Annotated in this window: 16 protein-coding genes; 7 read left to right on the top strand and 9 right to left on the bottom strand. The window is 64.1% G+C overall.

Annotated features, from left to right (window positions below):
• Nucleotides 1-14 precede the first annotated feature (14 nt).
• From trmA to AC1TXO_RS23190, 6 genes are all read right to left on the bottom strand, one after another.
• Nucleotides 15-1,100 carry a tRNA (uridine(54)-C5)-methyltransferase TrmA gene (gene trmA, locus AC1TXO_RS23215; RefSeq protein WP_486403894.1) on the bottom strand — a complete coding sequence of 362 codons (1,086 nt, stop codon included), beginning with the start codon at nucleotides 1,098-1,100 and terminating at the stop codon, nucleotides 15-17.
• A complete protein-coding gene (locus AC1TXO_RS23210; protein ID WP_486403893.1) occupies nucleotides 1,097-2,392 on the bottom strand; it encodes an NCS2 family permease in 1,296 nt (431 codons plus the stop codon). The genes trmA and AC1TXO_RS23210 overlap by 4 nt, the downstream gene beginning before the upstream one ends.
• Before the next feature lie 219 nt (nucleotides 2,393-2,611).
• Complete coding sequence (locus AC1TXO_RS23205; protein WP_486403892.1) at nucleotides 2,612-3,835, bottom strand: MFS transporter; 1,224 nt, start codon at nucleotides 3,833-3,835, stop codon at nucleotides 2,612-2,614.
• A gap of 247 nt (nucleotides 3,836-4,082) precedes the next feature.
• A complete protein-coding gene (locus tag AC1TXO_RS23200) occupies nucleotides 4,083-6,893 on the bottom strand; it encodes an FAD-binding and (Fe-S)-binding domain-containing protein (protein ID WP_486403891.1) in 2,811 nt (936 codons plus the stop codon).
• 74 nt (nucleotides 6,894-6,967) lie between these two features.
• Nucleotides 6,968-8,113, bottom strand: coding sequence for an FMN-dependent L-lactate dehydrogenase LldD (gene lldD, locus AC1TXO_RS23195; RefSeq protein WP_486403890.1), 1,146 nt, complete (start codon nucleotides 8,111-8,113; stop codon nucleotides 6,968-6,970).
• 63 nt (nucleotides 8,114-8,176) lie between these two features.
• Entirely contained in the window at nucleotides 8,177-9,847 is a 1,671-nt protein-coding gene (locus AC1TXO_RS23190; RefSeq protein WP_486403889.1) for a lactate permease LctP family transporter, read from the bottom strand.
• A gap of 248 nt (nucleotides 9,848-10,095) precedes the next feature.
• On the opposite strand from AC1TXO_RS23190, the gene AC1TXO_RS23185 reads away from it, so the two are divergent.
• Complete coding sequence (locus AC1TXO_RS23185) at nucleotides 10,096-10,863, top strand: FCD domain-containing protein (protein ID WP_486403888.1); 768 nt, start codon at nucleotides 10,096-10,098, stop codon at nucleotides 10,861-10,863.
• A 60-nt stretch (nucleotides 10,864-10,923) separates the two neighbouring features.
• On the opposite strand, the gene smpB is transcribed toward AC1TXO_RS23185, so the two are convergent.
• Complete coding sequence (gene smpB / locus AC1TXO_RS23180) at nucleotides 10,924-11,406, bottom strand: SsrA-binding protein SmpB (protein WP_317659921.1); 483 nt, start codon at nucleotides 11,404-11,406, stop codon at nucleotides 10,924-10,926.
• A gap of 160 nt (nucleotides 11,407-11,566) precedes the next feature.
• Here smpB and AC1TXO_RS23175 point away from each other — a divergent pair, with 160 nt between their 5' ends.
• Both AC1TXO_RS23175 and AC1TXO_RS23170 read left to right on the top strand, forming a co-directional pair.
• Nucleotides 11,567-12,001 carry a type II toxin-antitoxin system RatA family toxin gene (locus tag AC1TXO_RS23175; RefSeq protein WP_486403887.1) on the top strand — a complete coding sequence of 145 codons (435 nt, stop codon included), beginning with the start codon at nucleotides 11,567-11,569 and terminating at the stop codon, nucleotides 11,999-12,001.
• A 136-nt stretch (nucleotides 12,002-12,137) separates the two neighbouring features.
• On the top strand, nucleotides 12,138-13,469 hold the full coding sequence (locus AC1TXO_RS23170) for an IS4 family transposase (protein ID WP_486403472.1): 1,332 nt from the start codon (nucleotides 12,138-12,140) through the stop codon (nucleotides 13,467-13,469).
• Between the two features lie 42 nt (nucleotides 13,470-13,511).
• On the opposite strand, the gene AC1TXO_RS23165 is transcribed toward AC1TXO_RS23170, so the two are convergent.
• Nucleotides 13,512-14,033, bottom strand: coding sequence for an outer membrane protein assembly factor BamE (locus tag AC1TXO_RS23165; protein ID WP_486403886.1), 522 nt, complete (start codon nucleotides 14,031-14,033; stop codon nucleotides 13,512-13,514).
• A gap of 97 nt (nucleotides 14,034-14,130) precedes the next feature.
• On the opposite strand from AC1TXO_RS23165, the gene fur reads away from it, so the two are divergent.
• A complete protein-coding gene (gene fur, locus AC1TXO_RS23160; protein WP_046788147.1) occupies nucleotides 14,131-14,535 on the top strand; it encodes a ferric iron uptake transcriptional regulator in 405 nt (134 codons plus the stop codon).
• 89 nt (nucleotides 14,536-14,624) lie between these two features.
• Here the strand turns inward: fur and recN are convergent, their stop codons facing one another.
• Nucleotides 14,625-16,298, bottom strand: a complete 1,674-nt coding sequence (gene recN, locus AC1TXO_RS23155; protein ID WP_486403885.1) for a DNA repair protein RecN — start codon at nucleotides 16,296-16,298, stop codon at nucleotides 14,625-14,627.
• Between the two features lie 180 nt (nucleotides 16,299-16,478).
• Between recN and grpE the strand changes: the two genes are divergently transcribed.
• The 3 genes from grpE to dnaJ all read left to right on the top strand — a co-directional run bounded on the left by grpE (nucleotide 16,479) and on the right by dnaJ (nucleotide 20,387).
• The gene (gene grpE, locus AC1TXO_RS23150; RefSeq protein WP_486403884.1) at nucleotides 16,479-17,033 is read left to right on the top strand and encodes a nucleotide exchange factor GrpE; all 555 of its coding nucleotides are present in this window, start codon (nucleotides 16,479-16,481) and stop codon (nucleotides 17,031-17,033) included.
• 101 nt (nucleotides 17,034-17,134) lie between these two features.
• Nucleotides 17,135-19,060 (top strand): molecular chaperone DnaK, encoded by a 1,926-nt coding sequence (gene dnaK, locus AC1TXO_RS23145; protein WP_486403883.1) that lies wholly within the window; start codon nucleotides 17,135-17,137, stop codon nucleotides 19,058-19,060.
• 202 nt (nucleotides 19,061-19,262) lie between these two features.
• Nucleotides 19,263-20,387 carry a molecular chaperone DnaJ gene (dnaJ, locus tag AC1TXO_RS23140; RefSeq protein WP_486403882.1) on the top strand — a complete coding sequence of 375 codons (1,125 nt, stop codon included), beginning with the start codon at nucleotides 19,263-19,265 and terminating at the stop codon, nucleotides 20,385-20,387.
• The last annotated feature ends 9 nt before the right edge of the window (nucleotides 20,388-20,396 follow it).

The following is a 20,396-nucleotide window of genomic DNA, read 5'->3' as shown; positions in this document are numbered from 1 at the left end:
CCGCGTTGCGCCGGTCAGCGCCGGACCAGCAGCACCCCGCTTTCCATGTGGTGGGTGTAGGGGAACTGGTCGAACAGCGCGCAGCGTTCGATACGGTGGGTATCGTGCAGCTGGGCGATGTTCTGCGCCAGCGTCTCGGGGTTGCAGGAGATGTACAGGATGCGTTCGAAGCGTCGGGTCAGCTCGCAGGTGTCCGGGTCCATGCCGGCGCGCGGCGGATCGACGAACACGGTGCCGAAGTCGTAGCTCTTCAGGTCGATGCCTTCCAGGCGCCGGAACGGGCGGACCTCGTTGAGCGCCTCGGTCAGTTCCTCGGCCGACAGGCGCACCAGGCGCACGTTGTCGATGCCGTTTTCGTCCAGATTGTGCAGGGCGGCGTTGACCGAGGTCTTGCTGATCTCGGTGGCCAGCACCTGGCGCGCGCGGGTGGCCAGCGGCAGGGTGAAGTTACCGTTGCCGCAGTACAGCTCCAGCAGGTCATCGTCGCGCTCGCCCATGGACTCGACGGCCCAGCCGAGCATCTTCTGGTTCACCGCACCATTGGGCTGGGTGAACGCCCCTTCCGGCTGGCGATAGCTGAAGGTGCGCCCGGCGATGTCGAGTTTCTCCACCGCATAGTCACGCCCGATCACCACGCGCTTGCCCTTGGAGCGGCCGATCACGCTGACGCCCAACTCGGTGGCCAGTTGCTGCGCGGCGGCTTCCCAGGCCTCGTCCAGCGGGCGGTGGTAGCACAGGGTGATCATCGCGTCGCCCGCCAGGGTGGTGAGGAACTCGACCTGGAACAGACGGTTGCTCAGGTCCTCGTTGCCCTGCCAGGCCGCCTTCAGGCGTGGCATCAGTTCATTGATGCGCTGGCTGGCGATAGGGAAGTCGTCGATGAGAATTGCCTTGTGCTTCTCGCCGGGGGCGAACATCGCGTAGTGGCGCTGGCCCTCTTCACGCCACAGGCGAAACTCGGCGCGCAGGCGATAGTGCTCGCGCGGCGACTCGAACACTGCAGGTTGCGGTGCATCGAAGGGCGCCAGCAGCGCGCGCAGGCGCTCGACCTTGGCCTGCAGTTGGGTCGTGTATTGCGAAGGGTCGAAGACAGCACTCATGCGTTGAACCAGCCCAGCTTGATGACGAACAGGATGGACAGGATCACCAGGGCCGGGTTCAGGTCGTGGCGACGACCGGAAATCAGCTTGATGGCCGTCCAGGCGATGAAGCCGAAGGCGATGCCGTTGGCGATCGAATAGGTCAGCGGCATGGCCAGGGCGGTCACCACCACGGGGGCGGCTTCGGTGACGTCATCCCAGTTGATCTCGGCCAGGCCCGAGGCCATCAGCACGGCGACGAACAGCAGCGCCGGAGCGGTGGCGTAGGCCGGAACGCTGCCGGCCAGGGGCGCGAAGAACAGCGCCAGCAGGAACAGTACTGCCACCACGATGGCGGTCAGGCCGGTGCGCCCGCCGGCGCTCACGCCTGCGGCCGACTCGATGTAGCTGGTGGTGGTCGAGGTGCCCAGCAGCGAGCCGGCCATGGCTGCGGTGCTGTCGGCGATCAGGGCGCGGCCCATCTTCGGCATGTGGCCGTCCTTGCCCATCAGGCCGGCGCGCTTGGCCACGCCGATCAGGGTGCCGGAGTTGTCGAACAGGTCGACGAACAGGAAGGCGAAGATCACGCTGACCAGGCCGACGTCCAGCGCGCCCTTGATGTCCAGCTGCAGGAAGGTCGGGGCCAGCGACGGCGGCATGGAAATGATGCCGCCGAACGGGCTGGCGCCCACCAGGATCGACACCAGGGTCACGGCGAGGATACCGATCAGCACGGCGCCACGGACTTTCAGCGACTCCAGGCCGACGATCAGGAAGAAACCGAGGGTGGCGAGGATCGGTGCAGGCTGGCGCAGGTCGCCCAGGCCCACCAGGGTGGCCGGGTTGTCGACGACGATGCCGGCGTTGTGCAGGGCGATCAGTGCCAGGAACAGGCCGATACCGGCGGCAATCGCCGAGCGCAGTGGCAGCGGGATGCTGTTCACGATCCATTCACGGATACGGAAGATCGACAGCAGGAAGAACAGCACCGCCGACAGGAACACCGCACCCAGCGCCACCTGCCAGGTGTGGCCCATGTGCAGGACTACGGTGTAGGTGAAGAAGGCGTTCAGGCCCATGCCCGGGGCCAGGGCGATCGGGTAGTTGGCGATCAGGCCCATGGTCACCGAGCCGATGGCTGCCGCCAGGCAGGTGGCGACGAAGATCGCGCCCTTGTCCATGCCGGTTTCACCGAGGATGCTCGGGTTGACGAACAGGATGTAGGCCATGGCCAGGAAGGTGGTGACGCCCGCGAGGATCTCGGTGCGCACGTTGGTGTTGTGTGCCTTTAATTGAAACAGCCTTTCCAGCATGCCTGCTCCCATGGCGTCTTGGCGCCGTGAATGTGTTCGACCTCATCAGCAAAGCACAGACCGTACCGGTTGCCGTGGATTTGTGTGGGGGCGCGAAAAAGCCGCGCATCATACCAGCATGGGGGGCGGGGGCCTATGGCTGTTGGTCTGTGTGGCGTGGGCCGTCATTGCAGGCGCGGCCTCGCACCGCGAAAGGGCTGCGAGGCAGCCCCATGATGGCTATTGCGGATTGTGCATCCGGTCGCGGTTGGCCAGGGTCGGGAACAGTTTCATCCACACGCCAGTGACCACCAGCGTGCCCACGCCGCCCAGCACCACCGCCGGAACCGTGCCAAACCAGTGCGCAGTGACCCCGGATTCGAACTCGCCGAGCTGATTCGAGGCACCGATGAACAGGCCGTTCACGGCGCTGACCCGGCCACGCATTTCATCCGGAGTCTCCAGTTGGACGAAGGCGCTGCGAATGACCATGCTGATCATGTCTGCCGCGCCCAGGACCACCAGTACCGCCAGCGAGAACCAGAACGAGGTCGACAGGCCGAAGGCGATGGTCGCCACGCCGAACACGCCCACGGCGGTGAACATGGTCCGACCGACCTTGCGCTCGACCGGGAAGCGCGCCAGCCACAGCGACATCAACAAGGCACCCACCGCCGGGGCCGAGCGCAGCAGGCCCAGCCCCCAGGCGCCGGTGAGCAGGATATCCTTGGCGAACACCGGCAGCAGCGCAGTGGCGCCGCCCAGCAGCACGGCGAACAGGTCCAGCGAGATGGCGCCGAGAATGTCCGGGCGGCTGCGGATGAAGCGGATGCCGGCCAGCAGCGACTCCAGGTTGGCACGACCGCGCTGGGGTGTCTGCTGGCGCGAATCGAGGCTGAGCATCAGCAGGCAGGCAACGCCGTACAGCAGCACGGTCGGCCCGTACACCCAGACGCTGCCGAAGGCGTAGAGCAGCCCTCCAACGGCGGGGGCGACGATGGTCGCGGCCTGGGTTGCCGATGCGGAGGCCGCGACTGCACGGGGGAACAACCCTGGCGGCACCACGTTGGGCAGCAGCGCCTGGGTGGCGGGCAGCTCGAAGGAGCGGGTGGCGCCGAGCAGGAAGGCCAGCACGAAGATCAGCTCGCGGGTGACGTGGTCGGTGGCGCTGCCCAGGGCCAGCGCCAGGGCGATCAGGCCCTGCAGGCTCTGGCACAGCGCAGCGACCTTGCGCCGGTCGTAGCGGTCGGCGACATGACCGGTATGCAGCATGAACAGCACCCGCGGGGCGAACTCGACCAGGCCGACCAGGCCCAGGTCGAGGACGTTGCCGGTGAGCTGGTAGAGGTGCCAGCCGATGGCCACGGTGAGCATCTGGAAGCCGCTGGCGGTGAAGACCCGGGCGAGCCAGAAAGCGATGAAGGGACGGTGATGACGCAACAGCAACGGTGCGGACTCAGACATCGTGGGCCAACGGCAGCGGAGAGAGGGGGCTGCAGATTAGCATTTACTTGTAACAAATGGTTGCTAGCTGTTGGGTCAATAGCCGGAGTAGCCGCTCACATTGCAGGAGCGGGTTTACCCGCGAAAAAGACACCGCGCTGCCTGGCACGGGCTACGCCTGTGTTCGCGGGTAAACCCGCTCCCACAGGGATTAGGCTGGCCCTTGGATTTTGAGCAAGACAGTTGTCCCACGGGATTTGGGCTGGCCTCAGATAGCTCGTGCACGAGTCACCCGGTCCACCAGATAGACCAACCCGTGATAGTCGATACCACTATGGCTCGACAGGCCGATCTCGCAGGTACGGCTGGTGGAGATCCCTTCGTTGCAGTACTGCACCGCGTCTTTCAGGCTGCGCAGGGAATGGGCATTGAGCTCCGGGGTAGTGAAGCCTTTGTCGCCGGCAAATCCGCAGCAGTGAATGCCTTCCGGGATGACCACCTGCTTGCTGCAACGCCGCGCGAGGTCGATCAGCGCCTGGCTTTCGCCCAGGTGCTGGGTGCTGCAGGTGACATGCACGGCCACAGGTTCGTCTTGTGGGGTGAACTCCAGCTTGTCGAGCAGATGGGTGCGGATGAAGCGCACCGGGTCGTAAAGATCCAGGCGGGTTTCGCCCAGATCCTGCACCAGGCGCAGGGTGCAGGGGCTGGTGTCGCAATAGATCGGGTCGAGGCCGCCGCGGCTGGCCTGCAGCAGCGCGGCAATCAGTTCTTGGCGCTTGTGCTCGGCCTGCTCGGCATAGCCTTTGGAGGCGAACGGCTGACCGCAGCAGAGGCTGTCGGCGTTCTCCGGGAACACCACCTGATAGCCAGCTTTTTCCAGCAGCGCGCGGGTCTTGTCGAGCAGCGAACTTTGCTCGCGGTCGGCATAGGCCGGGCCCATGACGCGTGACACGCAGGCCGCCAAGTAGACGACACGAGGGCGTGCGTCGTGGCTGGCCGGGCCGAAACCGATCGGCTTGAGCGGCTGCGGCATGGCCGGCGTCCACTGCGGCAGGCGGTCGTTGCTGACCTTGCGCAGCACGCCGCTGATACGCTCCAGGCGCGGGGCGCCCAGTAGTCGGCGGGCGCCGTTGGCGGCAGCCAGGGTCAGGTGTGCGCCACTGAGGGCCGACTGGAAGTGCTCGGCCAGCCAGTCGGCGCTCTTGAGGTGCCGGGCCGCCTGGCCGCGCAGCTTCTTCACCAGTTCGCCGGTGTTGATCCCCACCGGGCAGCGCTGGGCGCACAGGCCGGTAGCGGCACAGGTGTCTATACCCTGGTATTGATAGGTCTGCAGCAGATCGCGCGTGTCCAGGCCAGCACGACGCTTGGCCTGGATATCGCGCCACATGACGATGCGCTGACGCGGGCTGAGGGTGAGGCCCTTGGATGGGCAGACCGGCTCGCAGAAACCGCACTCGATGCATTTGTCGACGATCTCGTCGGCGGCCGGCAGTGGCTTGAGGTTCTTCAGGTGAATGGCCGGATCGCTGCTGAGCACCACGTCCGGGTTGAGAATGCCATTGGGGTCGAGCAGCCGCTTGAGCGTCCACATCAGCTGATAGGCGTCCTTGCCCCATTCCAGTTCGACGAAGGGCGCCATGTTGCGTCCGGTACCGTGCTCGGCCTTGAGCGAGCCGCCAAACTCGACTGCCACCAGTTGCGCGACGTCATCCATGAACGCCTGGTAGCGCGCCACTTCCTCGGCACTGTTGAAGCCCTGGGTGAAGACGAAGTGCAGGTTGCCTTCCAGCGCGTGGCCGAAAATGATCGCCTCGTCATAGCGGTGCCGGTCGAACAGCTGGAGCAGACGGTTGACCCCCTCGGCCAGTTGCTCGACCGGAAAGGTCACGTCTTCGATGATCACCGTGGTGCCGGTCTGGCGCACCGCGCCGACGGCGGGGAAGGTGTCCTTGCGGATCTTCCACAGCAGGTTGTATACCGACGGGTCTTCGCTGAACTCGACTTTCTGCTCCAGCGGGAACTCGGCGATCGACCCCATCACCTGCGCCAGTTGCTCGTGCAGCAGGCTCTGGCTGGCGGCGCGCGACTCGATCAGCAGGGCACAGGCGTTGTCCGACAGCCCGCTCACCCAGGCCGGCATGCCCGGCATCGCCTGCACCGAGCGCAGGCTGCGGCGGTCGAGCAACTCGACCGCCGACACCGGCTGGCGCTTGAGCACGGTGACCGCGCGGCAGCAGCTCTCGACACTGGGGAACACCAGCAGCGCACTGGCCTTGTGCGGATGGTCGGGCACGGTGTCGTAGGTCACTGCACTGATGAAGCCCAGGGTGCCTTCGGAGCCGACCAGCAGGTGCTGGAGGATATCCAGTGGCTGGTCGTAGTCCACCAGTGCATTGAGCGACAGACCGGTGGTGTTCTTCAGCCGGTACTTGTGGCGGATGCGGTCGGCCAGTTCGGTGTTGGCGCGGGTCTCGCGGCCGAGGCGGGCAAGTGCGTCGAGCAGTGCGGCGTGGCTCTGCTCGAAGGCGGCGACGCTGGCCGGGTCTTCACTGTCCAGGCGCGTGCCGTCGGCCAGTACCAGGCGCAGTCCTGCCAGGGTGTGATAGGTGTTCTGCGCGGTGCCGCAGCACATGCCGCTGGCGTTGTTGGCGACGATGCCGCCGATCTTGCAGGCGTTGATCGACGCCGGGTCTGGCCCGATCTTGCGCCCATAGGGGGCCAGCCAGGCATTGGCCTGGGCGCCGATGACGCCGGGTTGCAGACGAATCTGTTCGCCCTGGTTGCGAATCTCGCGGCCGTTCCAGTTGTCGCCGAGCACGATCAGCACCGAGTCGCTGATGGCCTGGCCGGAGAGGCTGGTGCCAGCGGCCCGGAAGGTGATCGGCACGCGCTCGCGCTGGGCCAGGCGGATCAGCTCGACCACTTCGTCCTCGGACTCGACGCGCACCACCAGCTTGGGGATCAGCCGGTAGAAGCTGGCGTCGGTGCCGAAGGCCAGGGTCGAGGTCGGGTCGTCGAAACGGCGTTCGGCAGGGATCAGGCGTTCGGCATCACGCAGGAACGCAGCGGGCAGGCTCATGCTATCTCCTCGCGGGGCCGGCGCATCTGGCGCGCGACGTGCCCCGGACTATCAGGCGTTTGTTTCGCAAGGGCTCAGGCGCCCAGTTCGCGTACCAGCGAGTCGCGGCTGATCTCGCCGATCGACTTGGCGCCGGTCAGCACCATGGCCACGCGCATTTCTTTCTCGAACAGTTCCAGCAGATTCTTCACCCCGGCCTGGCCATGCACGGCCAGGGCCCAGAGGAAGGCGCGGCCGATCAGCACCGTGTCGGCGCCCATGGCGATCATGCGCACCACGTCCAGGCCGCTGCGGATGCCCGAGTCGGCGAGGATCTTGATGTCGCCCTTGACCGCGTCGGCGATCGCCGGCAAGGCACGGGCGCTGGATAGCACGCCGTCGAGCTGGCGGCCGCCGTGGTTGGACACGACGATGCCGTCGGCGCCGAACTTCACCGCGTCGCGAGCGTCATCGGCATCGAGGATGCCCTTGATGATCATCGGGCCATCCCAGAACTCGCGGATCCACTCCAGGTCCTTCCAGGAAATCGACGGATCGAAATTGTTGCCCAGCCAGCCGATGTAGTCGGCAAGGCCGGTCGGGTTGCCGCGGTACGTGGAAATGTTGCCCAGGTCGTGCGGGCGCCCCATCACGCCGACGTCCCAGGCCCACTGCGGGTGGGCCATGGCTTGCAGCACACGGCGCATCGGGCCGTTGGCGCCACTCATGCCGGAGTGGGCGTCGCGGTAGCGGGCGCCAGGCACCGGCATGTCGACGGTGAACACCAGCGTCTTCACCCCGGCGGCCCTGGCGCGCTCCAGGGCATTGCGCATGAAACCGCGGTCCTTGAGCACATACAGCTGGAACCACATGGGCCGGTCGATGGCCGGCGCCACTTCCTCGATCGGGCACACCGACACCGTGGACAGGGTGAAGGGAATGCCGTGCGCTGACGCCGCTCGCGCCGCCTGCACTTCGCCACGGCGGGCGTACATGCCGGTGAGGCCGACAGGGGCCAGGGCCACGGGCATGCTCAGGGTTTCATCGAACAGACGGGTCTGCAGGCTCAGCTCGGACATGTTCTTCAGCACCCGCTGGCGCAGGGCGATGCCGGCCAGGTCCGAGACGTTGTGGCGCAGGGTGTGCTCGGCGTAGGCGCCGCCGTCGGCGTAGTGGAAGAGGAAGGGGGGCAGCTTGCGCTGGGCCGCGGCGCGATAATCGGTGGAGGCGGAAATGATCATGAGTTCTCGCAGCGTGGGTTGAAGGACATGCCGGACGCCGATCAGCGTCCGGCCCCTCTCACTTTAGTGATGAACCAGCATGCCGGTCAGCCAATAGGCCTGGATCAGGGTGATCAGGCCGACGATGGTGGCGAAGAACAGGCTGTGCTTGACGGTGAAACGGAACAGGTCCGACTCCTTGCCGACCAGGCCGGTGGCGGCGCAGGCCACGGCGATCGACTGCGGCGAGATCATCTTGCCGGTCACGCCACCGCTGGTGTTGGCGGCGACCAGCAGGGTGTCGCTGACGCCGATCTGGTGCGCGGTGGTGGCTTGCAGCGAGCTGAACAGGGCATTGGACGAGGTATCGGAACCGGTGAGGAACACGCCCAGCCAGCCGAGGAACGGCGAGAAGAACGGGAACGCCGCGCCGGTGCCGGCCAGCACCAGGGCCATGGTCGAGGACATGCCCGAGTAGTTGGTGACGAAGGCGAACGCCAACACCATGCCAATCGACAGGATCGGCCAGCGCAGCTCCCAGAGCGTCTCCTTGAAAGTGGTCAGACCAGTTTTGACGTTGATCTTCAGTACCGCCATGGACACCAGCGCCGAGAGGAAGATCGCGGTGCCGGTGGCTGAGATCGGGTCGAGCTTGAACACCGCCGGCATCGCGGTGGGTGCGGTGACAATCGGCGCGGTCTTGATCACCAGTTGGTCGAGGTGGGGGATGGCGAAGTTGAACACGAAGTCGTACATCGCGCCGCCCGGGGCGAAGGCGGCCTTGAAGGGCTTGAGGGTCCAGATGGTCACCAGCACGGTGAGGATCAGGAATGGCGACCAGGCCTTGAAGATCTCGCCGAAACTGTACGGCGAAGGCTGGCTGCCGCCACTGCCGACCACGGCCGCGCCGACGCTGCCCTTGGCCTGGGCGAACGAGCGCTTGGGTTGCCAGACCTTGAGGAACAGGGTCAGGGCGATCAGGCTGGCCAGCGCCGAGGTGATGTCCGGCAGCTCCGGGCCGATGAAGTTGGAGGTGAGGTACTGGGTCACGGCAAAGCTCAGGCCGGCGACCAGGGCGGCGGGCCAGGTCTCTTTCACGCCGCGCAGGCCGTCCATCATGAACACCAGCCAGAACGGCACGAACAGCGACAGCAGCGGCAACTGGCGACCGGTCATGGCACCGATGTGGAAGGCGTCGATACCGGTCACTTGCCCGGCGACGATGATCGGGATGCCCAGGGCGCCGAAGGCCACCGGCGCGGTGTTGGCGATCAGGCACAGGCCGGCGGCGTACAACGGGTTGAAGCCCAGGCCCACCAGCAGCGCGGCGGTGATGGCCACGGGTGCGCCGAAGCCGGCTGCACCTTCGAGGAAGGCACCGAAGCAGAAACCGATCAGCAGCACCTGCAGGCGCTGGTCGTCGGTGATCGATAGCACCGAACTGCGGATCACTTCGAACTGGCCGCTCTTGACCGTCAATTTGTACAGGAACACCGCCGCGACGATGATCCAGGCAATCGGCCAGAGGCCGTAGAGGAAGCCGTAGCCTGCGGCGGCCAGGGCCATGTCGACAGGCATCTGGAAGGCAAGGATCGCCACCAGGATCGACAGGCCGAGGGTGATGCTGCCGGCCACGTGGCCCTTGAGGCGGAACACGGCCAGGGCAAGAAAGAAGAACACGATCGGAATGACTGCAGCCAGTGCGGACAGGCCGAGGCTACCGAGCGGTGTATAGAGTTGTTGCCAGGTTTGCATATGGGGTGACCCCTAATTGTTGTTGGTCAGCACTGGCATTGGATAATTGGTAATACCAATTTACAATGACTGGCCGCTAGGTTAAAAGCCTGATCAGGGGTGTGTCAATTTGTCCCAAGCAAAACTTTGGTCGGATACCGATGGGTGGACACTCCCATGGCTCGAGGAATACCTGTCGGGCTGGCGCGGATAGGCGCAGAATAGGGCGCCCCGAAATCGGTCCCGGGGTTTGTTGTGGAGAGCATGTGATGGTTTTTGATCAGGTCCGCCAACGGCGCCTGTCCGACGATATTGTCGATCGCCTGGAAGGGATGATTCTCGAGGGCACGCTGACCTCGGGGCAGCGCCTGCCTGCCGAGCGCGCCCTGGCCGAGCAGTTCGGCGTATCGCGCCCATCGCTGCGCGAGGCAATCCAGAAGCTGGTGGCCAAGGGGCTGCTGGTCAGTCGCCAGGGGGGCGGCAACTATGTGGCCGAGTCGCTGGGCTCGACCTTCAGCGACCCCTTGCTGCAGTTGCTCGAGCGCAATCCCGAGGCGCAGCGTGACCTGCTGGAGTTTCGCCACACCCTGGAAGCTTCATGCGCCTACTACGCCGCCCAGCGTGCCACCGAACCTGATCGGGCGCGGTTGAAGGCAGCCTTCGATGAGCTGCAGGACTGCTATGCCCGCGTCGATGAGGTCAGCCGGGCGGAGGAGGGCGCCGCGGATGCGCGCTTTCATTTGGCGATCGCCGAAGCCAGCCACAACGCAGTGCTGTTGCATACCATCCGTGGCTTGTTCGACCTGCTCAAGCGCAACGTGGTGACCAACATCGGCGGCATGTACCAGCAGCGCACGGAAACCCGCGACATGCTGATCAGTCAGCATCGTGAGTTGTACCAGGCCATCGTCGAGGGGCGGGCGGAGGATGCGCGCGAGGTGTCGAGCCGGCACATCCTGTATGTGCAGGAAGTGCTGGAGGAGGCGCAGCAGGAGGCTCAGCGGGTGGCGCGGGCTGAGCGGCGCAGCGGGCGCTAGATCGGTGTTGCGGCATTCGCGGGCAAGCCCGCGAAGAGGCTCTTGCAGGTCGAGGAGGGTCTACTCTTCCTTGCCCTTGTTGCGCACCGCACGCTGCAGCTCGCGGTTGGAGTCGCGTTCGCGCATGGTGTCGCGCTTGTCGAACTCCTTCTTGCCCTTGCCAAGCGCGATCTCGCACTTGATCAGGTGCTTGCTCCAGTACAGCGCCAGGGCAACGCAGGTGTAGCCCTTCTGCGCCACGGCCGCCTCCACGCGCTCGAGCTCGCGCTTGTTCAGCAGCAGCTTGCGGGTGCGGGTGGGGTCGGCGATGACGTGGGTGCTGGCGGTGTTCAGCGGGGTGATGTGGCTGCCGAACAGCCAGGCTTCGCCATCCTTGAGCAGCACGTAGCTGTCGGTCAGGTGCGCCTTGCCGGCCCGCAGGCTTTTTACTTCCCAACCGGACAGGACCAGCCCGGCCTCGAACTTGTGTTCGATGAAGTAATCGTGTCGCGCTTTCTTGTTCTGCGCGATGGTCCCGGTCGGATGTTTCTTTTGCTTAGCCATAGGGGCGGCATTATAGGCAGTCGCCGGGTCCTCTGGCTATGGGGTTCGGTGCGCTTGAGCCTGCAGGATGAATCCCGGACAATGCAGGTCTCGTTCCGTCATGCGGAACCGTTCCGAAGCGCTGCGATGCGCTGCCGCCCAGCTTGGAAGTGATGCCTGGATGACTACCCATATTCAACGCTCCGCCCTGCTGCCATACCCTGCCCAGGCGCTCTACGACCTGGTCAACGACGTGGCCAGCTACCCTGAGTTTCTTCCCTGGTGCTCGGACTCGACGGTGCTCGAGTCGGGCGACACGCACATGCGGGCGAAGCTGGAGGTGGCCAAGGGCGGGATGAGCCAGCAGTTCGTCACGCGCAATGTGCTGGTGCCGGGGCAATCGATCGAGATGAACCTGGAAGAGGGGCCGTTCACCCAGCTGCATGGTGTGTGGGTGTTCAAGGCGCTGGGCGAGAAAGCCTGCAAGATCAGCCTCGACCTGTCGTTCGACTACGCCGGGCCGCTGGTGCGTGCCACGCTTGGGCCGCTGTTCAACCAGGCGGCCAACACGCTGGTCGATGCTTTCTGCCAGCGCGCCAAGCAGCTGCACGGCTGAAGCACTGCCGCTCACAGCGTTTCGCTGCACCATGAAAAACCCCGGCGCAGGGCCGTAATGCTGTTCACTTAAGCATTTGAGTCCAAGCCGGGGTTTCTAGAAAATCCGATACCAGCCCTCTGGTATCGGATTTTTTATGCCCATTCAGCAGCAGTTGCTCGACCTCGGCGATCTCTTCAACTTCTCTGACCTCAGCACTTTTACCCAGAACATCCCTGTTGAGTGGGTTGCCAGTGCGCTTAATCTTTCGACACAAGCCACCATCCGGAGGCGCCGCTTGCCGAGCGATCAGGTGCTTTGGTTGGTGCTGGGCATGGCCTTGTTCCGTGATGAACCTGTGCACGAGGTGGCCAGACGCCTGAATATCTGTGCCCAAGGATTGGCTTCTGATCAGTTGTTAGCGCGCAGCGGCGTGACTGAGGCGCGTAAACGGCTGGGTGCCGACCCAGTCGAGTCGCTGTTCCGCCAGACTGCCAAGCAGTGGGGCTGCGAGCGATACGAAGGTGATGACTGGGGTGGCCTACAAGTGTTCGCGGTGGACGGCGCATTGATGCGAACGCCTGACTCACCTGAGTTGCGAGAGCATTTTGGCTCAGGCAACACCGGCACCGAGCGCCAGACACCGTTCCCGATGCTGCGCCTCGTTGCGCTGATGAATGTGCGCTCCCATGTGATCCTCGACGCCCAGCTCAGTCCTTACCGGGGCAGCGAAATGCGCCTGGCCGAAAGCTTCCTCGGGCAGATTCCAGATGACTCGATCACGTTATTCGATAAGGGCTTTTGGGGTGCCGACCTGCTATTGAGCGTCGCTGAAGGGGGTATAAATCGTCACTGGTTGACGCCGGCTCGCAAGAATCTGGTCATGGAAGAAGTTGAGCGTTATGGCGAGCACGACCGGCGTGTTCGCATGAAGGTCTCCCCCCAGGCTCGCAAACGAAACCCGGATTTGCCCACGCACTGGGAAGTGCGTGAAGTCACTTATGAAAGCCAGGGGCACGTCAGATCGCTGCTCACCTCATTGCCTGCCGACCGTTACAGCGCAGACGCGGTAGCCGAGCTGTACCTGGAGCGCTGGGAGATCGAGCTAGGTTTCCGGGACATCAAAAGCTCCATGCAACAGAATGCCGTGACGCTGCGCAGCAAGAAAATCGAGCTGATCTATCAGGAGGTCTGGGGACTCTTGCTGGCTTACAACATCATCCGTCGGGAGGCTAGCCAAGCGGCTGTAGCCTTTGGCCGAACGCCTTCTGACATACGTTTCAAGCCGGCCTGCCAGTACATCGCCGTGCAGTTGATCGTCATGGCTGCGGCCAATCCGGTATCGGCTACAGGTAGAAGGTTGGCTGAGATGCGGGGAGGTGTCGCGGGGATGTTTCTGGATCACCGCCCAAGGCCAGGGCGGCCAAGGACGGTGAAGATTTCCAAAACCCGGTATCCGGTGGACCGTAAGGCTGTTCCGCTTAAGTGAACAGCATTAGGACCAGGTCCGGGCTTTTTCGTGAGCCTGCCGTTATTGCGGCGAGGTTTCCAGCGGCGCCGGCGTAGGTACCGGGGTCGTCTCGATGGTGTCGATCTCGCGCTGGATCGACTCTTCGGTGGAACCGGCCTTGGCTGGCTTCTCCGCCTGGCGCGACGGCTGTTCGCCCGGGCTGACGGTGGTGTCGCTGCTGCCGCCGAGGATCTCCTGGTCGCGGCTCACACCCGGCATGAAGTCGCCGGACAGGCTGACCAGCTGGTCGCTCTCGTTGAAGAAGATGCTCATGCGTTCCTGCTGACGCTTACCGCCGCCAGGCTGGATGCTGTAGAGATAATCCCAGCGATTGGTATTGAAAGTGTCCTGCAGGAGCGGGTTGCCCATGATAAACCTTACTTGCCGTCGGGTCATTCCGGGGCGCAATTGGTCTATCATGTCCTGCGTGACGACATTGCCCTGCTGGATGTCGATTTTGTAAACCCCGGGAAACGAGCAACCGGCGAGTGCGAGCAGTCCCGCGAGGGCGAGGCTGTTTAGCAAGAGCTTGGTGTTTTGCATCGGTGGGCGACTTCCACTATCTTGGCTGGACAACGTAAACCCCGATCATACCCGTATTAAGAGAAGCTGCGAAGCAGCATCGGCGAGAAAGCTGACCATGGTTGAAAATAGCGAATTGCGCAAAGCCGGTCTCAAGGTGACCCTGCCTCGAGTCAAGATCCTTCAGATGCTCGATTCCACCGAGCAGCGTCACATGAGCGCCGAGGATGTCTACAAGGCGCTGATGGAAGCAGGCGAGGACGTCGGTCTGGCGACCGTCTACCGTGTACTGACCCAGTTCGAAGCTGCAGGCCTGGTGGTTCGCCACAACTTCGACGGCGGTCATGCGGTATTCGAGCTGGCCGATGGCGGCCACCACGACCACATGGTCAACGTGGACACCAGTGAAGTGATCGAATTCATGGATGCTGAGATCGAACGCCGTCAGAAAGAGATCGTGGCCGAACATGGCTACGAGCTCGTGGACCACAACCTGGTCCTGTATGTACGTAAAAAGAAGTAACGATTTCTGATCGTTATTGATGACAAAGGCGACCTCAAGGTCGCCTTTGTGCTTTCTGGATAACATCGCGCGCCCATACAGGGGCGCCGTCACGCCTTGCCGCTGACCACCATCTTGCGCGCATGGGCCAGGGATTCCTTGGTCAGGTCGATCCCGCCCAGCATCCGCGCCACTTCCTCGACCCGCTCGCGCTTGCCGAGGTTGGCCACTGCGGTGTGGGTGGTGTCGCTGTTGCGCACCTTGTGCACGAACAGGTGATGGTGCCCCTGCGCTGCCACCTGCGGCAGGTGGGTCACGGTCAGCACTTGGCCGCGTTCGCCGAGGCGGCGCAGCAGCTGGCCGACGATCTCGGCAGTCGGGCCGCCGATACCTACGTCCACTTCGTCGAACACCAGGGTCGGAATGCGAGAGGTCTGTGCGGTGATCACCTGGATCGCCAGGCTGATGCGCGACAGCTCGCCCCCGGATGCCACCTTGGCCAGGCCCTTGAGCGGTTGCCCGGGGTTGGCGCTGACCAGCAGCTCGATCTGCTCCAGCCCGTGCGGCGAAAGCTCGCCAGCCTCGTGTGCGGACAGTTCGATGCAAAAACGCCCGCCGGGCATGCCCAGGCGCTGGATTTCCTGCTCGACCGCCACCGCCAGTTGCGCCGCAGCCTGGCGACGCAGGCCGCTGAGTTCGGTTGCCTTCTCTTTATAGTGCTGGGCGTAGGCGGCCAGTTCCTCGCCCAGCCGCTCGATCGATTCGTCGCTGGCGTTGAGCCCTTCGAGCTCTTCCATCAGCCGCTGCTGCAGGTGCGGCAGTTCGGTCGGGTGCACCCGATGCTTGCGGGCGAGCGTATAGATGGTGTCGAGCCGTTCCTCGAGTGCCTGCAGGCGCAGCGGGTCGGCATCGAAGTGGTCGAGGAAGCGGTTGAGTTCGCCGACCGCTTCCTCGACCTGGATCTGCGCACTGGCGAGCAGGTTGACCGCCTCGCCCAGGGCCTTGGGTGCGTTGTTCACCGCAGTCAGGCGATTGAGGCTGACGGTCAGCGCGCTGAGCACGTTGCCGGAGTCGCTTTCGCTGCAGTGGTCGATGACCTGGCGGCAGATACCGAACAGCGCCTCGGCGTTGGTCAGGTTCTTGTGTTCGTGCTCGAGCTGCTCCAGCTCGTTTTCACCAAGCCCCAGGTTGTCGAGTTCTTCGAGCTGGTAGCTCAGCAGCTGGTGGCGCGCGCGCTGCTCGTCGCCGGAGTTGGACAGGCGCTCCAGTTCCAGGCGGGTCTGGCGCCAGCGCTGGGCGGCCAGCTGGACCTGGCGCGCCAGGTCGACGGCACCGGCGTACTCGTCGACCAGTCGGCGGTGGGTGTCGGTCTTGAGCAGCGACTGGTGCTCATGCTGGCTGTGGATGTCGATCAGCAGTTCGCCGAGGGCCTTGAGATCGGCCAGCGGGCAGGGGGTGCCGTTGATGTAGCCGCGGCTGCGGCCCTCGGCGGTGATGACCCGGCGCAGGATGCATGGCCCGTCGCTGTCGAGGTCGCGGTCGGCCAGCCAGGTGCGCGCTTCGGGAATGTCGACCAGGTCGAAGGTGGCCAGCAGGTCGGCCTTGTCTGCGCCGGGGCGGACCACGCCGCTGTCGGCGCGGTCGCCCAGGGCCAGGCCGAGGGCGTCGAGCATGATCGACTTGCCGGCGCCGGTTTCGCCGGTGATCACCGACATGCCGCGGGCAAGTTCGAGGTCGAGGTGTTCGACGATGGCGTAGTTGTGGATGGACAGGTGCACCAGCATGAAGGCCACTCCCGAGGGTCATGTCTGGTTATTTATACAGTACTTTTTTCCTCCCTGCCAATGCCTGCCCGGCGAACGGGAAAAGCCGCCTGCCCCTTGAACCTGGTTTTTCCGGCCCCATATATCCGGCAAACAAGGCAGGCATGGCCTGTACACCAGAAATTGCGGAGGAGAGACCCGATGGCTGACGAACAGCTGGATGAACAAAACCTTAACGCCGAAGAAGCCGGTTCCGAGGATCTCGGTGCCCGCGTCCAGGTGCTCGAGGAGCAGCTGGCCGCCGCCAAGGATCAGTCGCTGCGCGTGGCTGCCGACCTGCAGAACATCCGTCGCCGTGCCGAGCAGGATGTCGAGAAGGCGCACAAGTTCGCCCTGGAGAAGTTCGCTGGCGACCTGCTGCCGGTGATCGACAGCCTGGAGCTGGCCCTGGCCCACTCCAGCGCCGATGACGAAAACGTCAAGCAGATCCGCGAAGGCGTCGAGCTCACCCTGAAGATGTTCCAGGACACGCTCAAGCGCTACCACCTCGAAGCCGTCGACCCGCACGGCCAGCCGTTCAATCCCGAGCATCACCAGGCGATGGCGATGCAGGAAAACGCCGAGGTCGAGCCCAACAGCGTGCTCAACGTGTTCCAGAAAGGCTACCTGCTCAACGGCCGTCTGCTGCGCCCCGCCATGGTGGTGGTCAGCAAGGCGCCGGCAGCGCCGCAGCCTTCGATCGATGAAAAGGCTTGAAATCTGCCGGGGCATCCCCATCTAGATGTCAAGCCTTCAAGTATTACTGCAGTTGGCCAAAGTAGTCGCTGCTACCAAATTCAAGTTTCGGGAGAGTTAACATGGGCAAAATCATCGGTATCGACCTGGGGACCACCAACTCGTGCGTCTCCATTCTGGAAAACGGTAACGTCAAGGTCATCGAGAACGCCGAAGGTGCGCGTACCACCCCTTCGATCGTGGCCTACGCCAACGACGGTGAAATCCTGGTCGGCCAGTCGGCCAAGCGTCAGGCCGTCACCAACCCGCACAACACCCTGTTCGCAGTGAAGCGCCTGATTGGCCGCCGCTTCGAAGAAGATGTCGTGCAGAAAGACATCAAGCTGGTCCCGTACAAGATCGTCAAGGCCGGTAACGGTGACGCCTGGGTCGAAGCTGCCGGCAAGGAAATGGCTCCGCCGCAGATCAGCGCCGAAGTCCTGAAGAAGATGAAGAAGACCGCCGAAGACTACCTCGGCGAGCCGGTCACCGAAGCGGTCATCACCGTTCCGGCCTACTTCAACGACAGCCAGCGCCAGGCCACCAAGGATGCCGGCCGCATCGCCGGTCTGGACGTCAAGCGCATCATCAACGAACCGACCGCCGCTGCTCTGGCCTATGGCATGGACAAGGCCAAGGGCGACCACACCGTCATCGTCTATGACCTGGGTGGCGGTACCTTCGACGTGTCGGTCATCGAAATCGCCGAAGTCGACGGTGAGCACCAGTTCGAAGTACTGGCTACCAACGGCGACACCTTCCTGGGTGGCGAAGACTTCGACATGCGCCTGATCGACTACCTCGTCGACGAGTTCAAGAAAGAGTCCGGCATGGACCTGAAGAACGATCCGCTGGCCCTGCAGCGCCTGAAAGAAGCCGCTGAAAAGGCCAAGATCGAGCTGTCTTCCGCCCAGTCGACCGACGTCAACCTGCCGTACATCACTGCAGATGCAACCGGTCCGAAGCACCTGAACGTGAAGATCTCCCGCGCCAAGCTGGAGTCGCTGGTCGAAGACCTGGTCAGCCGCACCATCGAGCCTTGCCGCATCGCCCTGAAAGATGCCGGCATCGATGCGAGCAAGATCGACGACGTGATCCTGGTAGGCGGTCAGACCCGCATGCCGCTGGTGCAGAAAGCCGTTGCCGACTTCTTCGGCAAGGAAGCGCGCAAGGACGTCAACCCGGACGAAGCCGTCGCCATGGGTGCCGCCATCCAGGGCGCAGTACTGGCCGGTGACGTCAAGGACGTGCTGCTGCTGGACGTCAGCCCGCTGACCCTGGGTATCGAAACCATGGGCGGCGTGATGACTGCGCTGATCGAGAAGAACACCACCATCCCGACCAAGAAGTCGCAGGTGTTCTCGACTGCCGACGACAACCAGGGCGCCGTGACCATCCACGTGCTGCAGGGCGAGCGCAAGCAAGCCGCGCAGAACAAGTCGCTGGGCAAGTTCGACCTGGCTGACATTCCGCCAGCGCCGCGCGGCGTTCCGCAGATCGAAGTGACCTTCGACATCGACGCCAACGGCATCCTGCACGTCGGCGCGAAAGACAAGGCCACCGGCAAGGCCCAGTCGATCGTGATCAAGGCCAACTCCGGCCTGTCCGACGAGGAAGTCGAGCGCATGGTGCGTGACGCCGAGGCCAACGCCGAGGAAGACCGCAAGTTCGAAGAGCTGGCCGCTGCCCGCAACCAGGGTGATGCGCTGGTTCACTCGACCCGCAAGATGGTCGTCGACGCCGGTGACAAGGCGACTGCCGAGGAAAAGGCTGCGATCGAAGCTGCAGTGGTTGCCCTGGAAGCCGCCCTCAAGGGCGACGACAAGGCCGCCATCGACGCCAAGGTCGAGGAGCTGTCCAAGGTCTCCGCGCCGGTTGCCCAGAAGATGTACGCCGAGCAGCAGGCCCAGCAGCCTCAGGGCGGCGCCCAGCAGGCCGAGCCGGAAGCCAAGCACGACGACGTGGTCGACGCCGAGTTCGAGGAAGTGAAAGACAACAACAAGCAGTAATTTCTGCATGTTGTCGGCCAGCTCATCGTCATTTGACGGTGAGCTGGTAGGATGTCGCCGCGCGGGGGCTTGCTCCCGCGTTGGCGTGTCTGGAACACGGGAAATATTTCCAGCATCTGTCAGGGCGCATTCGGCGTGTTGCGGCAGGTGCTGACGGCACGGTGCACAGATGCCGAAAGCCCCTCAAGAGTGCAAATGACCTATGGCAAAGCGTGATTTTTATGAGGTCCTGGGTGTCGAGCGTGGCGCCAGTGAAGGTGATCTCAAGAAGGCCTATCGCCGCCTGGCGATGAAATTCCACCCGGACCGCAACCCGGGCGACAAGGAGTCGGAAGAGAAATTCAAGGAGGCCAACGAGGCCTACGAAGTGCTCTCCGACGCCAGCAAGCGCGCGGCATACGACCAGTACGGCCATGCCGGCGTCGACCCGAGCATGGGTGGTGGCGGTGCCGGATTCGGCGGCGCCAACTTCTCCGATATCTTCGGTGACGTATTCAGTGACTTCTTCGGTGGTGGCCGAGGCGGTGGTCGTGGGGGCGCCCAGCGTGGCAGCGACCTGCGCTACACCCTCGAGCTGAACCTGGAAGAAGCGGTGCGTGGCACCACGGTCAATATCCGTGTGCCGACGCTGGTCAACTGCCAGCCGTGCGATGGTACCGGCGCCAAGAAGGGCTCGACCCCTTCGACCTGTCCGACCTGTGGCGGCATCGGCCAGGTGCGCATGCAGCAGGGCTTCTTCTCGGTGCAGCAGACCTGCCCGCGTTGCCATGGTGCGGGCAAGATCATTACCGACCCCTGCAATGCCTGCCACGGCGAAGGCCGTGTCGAAGAATACAAGACGCTCTCGGTCAAGGTGCCGGCGGGTGTCGATACCGGCGACCGCATCCGCCTGTCCGGCGAGGGCGAGGCCGGGGCGCATGGCGGCCCGACCGGAGACCTCTACGTGGTCATCAGCGTGCGTGAGCATTCGATCTTCCAGCGCGATGGCAAGCACCTGTACTGCGAAGTGCCGATCAGCTACACCGATGCGGCGCTGGGTGGCGAGCTGGAAGTGCCGACCCTGGACGGCCGGGTCAAGCTGAAGATCCCGGAAGGCACCCAGACCGGCAAGCAGTTCCGCCTGCGCGGCAAGGGTGTGGCGCCGGTGCGCGGTGGTGCGGCGGGCGACCTGCTGTGCCGCGTGGCGGTGGAGACGCCGGTCAACCTGAGCCGTCGCCAGCGCGAGTTGCTCGAAGAGCTGCGCGATTCGCTGGAAGGCGACAGCTCCCATTCGCCCAAGGCCAGTGGCTGGTTCGAGGGTGTGAAGCGCTTCTTCGGCGATCTCTGACAAGGAACA

The organism is Pseudomonas sp. FA117 (assembly GCF_057370475.1).
Note: the sequence above shows the minus strand (reverse complement) of the source record. Positions and strands in the feature narration are given on the sequence as shown.